The organism is Synechococcus sp. R6-7, from assembly GCF_047461695.1.
GTDB lineage: Bacteria > Cyanobacteriota > Cyanobacteriia > Thermostichales > Thermostichaceae > Thermostichus.
In genome coordinates, this window is the sequence record NZ_JANSHS010000109.1 from 1 (window position 1) to 2,141 (window position 2,141).

Sequence of the window (2,141 nt, forward strand, 5' to 3'; positions counted from 1 at the left end):
TTTTCAATACCGCCCGATCCAGCATCAGCAGCGCCGCACGTAGGCCACCTGAGTATCCCCAAAAAAAGCCCACCGGCAGATGACCCTTAGGCGCTGCCAGACGGGTTGTGAGCTCCCCATACCCCAGCCAGCGGCCCTGCACCTGCCAGCCGACTCTTTCCCCCATGCAGTCTTCGCGGGGCAAGGCTAAGAAGGAGCCCGAACGGATCCCTCCTCTTCCCTCCGGGTCACACTCCTGCCAAAGTTGCTTCTGGACGGTAAAGCCAAAGCGCCCATGGCTGGCCCGCACCCACAGTTGGTCAATCAGCCGCAGCATGGGGCAGGGGAAGGCCTGAACATCCTTGGGATCAAAAAAGCCCACTTGCGAGCGCCCAGCAAGCTTCAGCATCAGGGCTGTCGTCCAGCGATCCGCCTCCCCCCACTGCCCCGCTCGCAGCCGATCCCACAGACCTTGCAAGGCAGGGGCTGCTTCCCCCACCCACTCTGGCCAAGAGAGAGTTCCGGGCAGGGATCCCCCCTTCCCTCTCTCCTCTGGACAGACCTCAGGAAAAATCAGGGATCCGGGCCCTGTCTCTCTTTTCACCGTCGGGGGGGTGGGCGGTGCCACCAGTTGCTCCAGCTCTTCTGCCGAGTGGCTGGCCAAAAGCTGTTCCAGCTCGTCTTGGGGTTGTGGAGGCTGGGCCAAGATCTGCTCCAGCTCCCTCAGCTCTTGGGTGCGGATGGCTGGCTCAAAAGCAACCGGCTTCCTCCCTTGTTGAGAGGCTTCTGCCGGTAACAGTGCCAGCCACTCGGCCATGGTTTGCGGGCGCTCTTCTGGGTGGAGAGCCATCCCTTTGAGAATGGCAGCCTCCACAACCTCGGGAATGTTGGGGTTAAGGCTGCGAGGGGTATCCAACTGGCGGCCTGTGGCCCGCACTGGCGCACACATAGGCACCATCCCCGTCAGCGCCGTGTAGAGGGTTGCTGCCAAGGCGTAGACATCGGTGAAGGCGCCGCGGCGGCGCAAGCTGTCGTATTGCTCTAGAGGAGCATAGCCATCGGTGCCGTAGGAGGTGTGGCGTTGGATCAGACCTTGGGTGTAGCCGCGAGCTAGGCCAAAGTCGATCAAAACTGCCTGCCCGGATCCCTCCCGCACCATGATGTTGGATGGCTTCACATCCCGATGCAGGATCCCCTGTTCGTGCAGGGCCATCAGGGCGGATCCCACCTCCTGCGTCAGGCGCAGGGCCTCTGGCAAAGGCAACGGCCCCTTTTGCCGCAAAAGCTGGTGCAGAGTCTGGCCGCGGATGTACTCCATGACAATACACCAGCGCTCCTGCTCCCAGATCACTTCTTCCACCTTCACCACATGGGGGTGGCGGCAGCGGGCCAGTTGCAGCGCCTCATTCATGAAGTTCTGCTGGAAGTGGGGATAGTCGGGATCCTCACGAAGGCTGTCGTTCAAAACTTTGATAACCACCTGGTCGGCACGAACGCTATCCCAGGCCCGGTAGGTGATGCCGAAGCCCCCCTCTCCTAAGATGGCCTCAATGCGGTAGCGCCCCCCCTGTAGTCTTTCGCCGACTGCCCAAGCCATACCTGACCCCCGCCTCTAGGGCCATTGTGTCACGGGGATCAAATTGACGGCACATAAAACTGCTTAGAAGTCTACGGGCAGCACTCCAGTTTTCACCTGGAAGGTGCGCGCTTGTCCATCGCGGATGACCCGCAGCGTCAGCGTATTGCCCACCCCAGCGGCTTCCACCAACTGCTGCACCTGTTCGGCATCGCGGATGGCCTGCCCATCGACCTCGATGATCACATCCCCTTCCTGCAAGCCGATTTGCTCAGCTGGGGATCCCGGAATCACCTGCCCGATCAAAACCCCTTCTTCCACCGTCAGCGTGGTGGGGCGAGCGGGGTCGCGGTTGAGGCGGGCCACAATGTCGGGGTTGAGGGTGATCATGCGAATGCCCAAGAAAGCGTGCTCTACCCGACCATTCCGGATCAATTGCTCGGCAATTTCCATGGCGCGGTTGATGGGGATGGAAAAGCCGACGCTCTGAGCTCGCTGGAAGATGGCCGTATTCACCCCAATCACACGCCCTTCCGCATCCAGCAACGGGCCGCCCGAGTTGCCGGGGTTAATGGCCGCATCCGTT

At 61.4% G+C, this 2,141-nt stretch carries 2 protein-coding genes; both read right to left on the reverse strand.

Going from position 1 to position 2,141, the window contains the following annotated elements; genetic code table 11:
* On the reverse strand, positions 1-1,576 hold a 1,576-nt coding region (locus NW815_RS03880), incomplete at its 3' end, for a protein kinase domain-containing protein (protein WP_414415731.1).
* 63 nt (positions 1,577-1,639) lie between these two features.
* Positions 1,640-2,141, reverse strand: a 502-nt coding sequence (locus NW815_RS03885) for a PDZ domain-containing protein (protein ID WP_414415732.1), incomplete at its 5' end; no start/stop codon positions are given.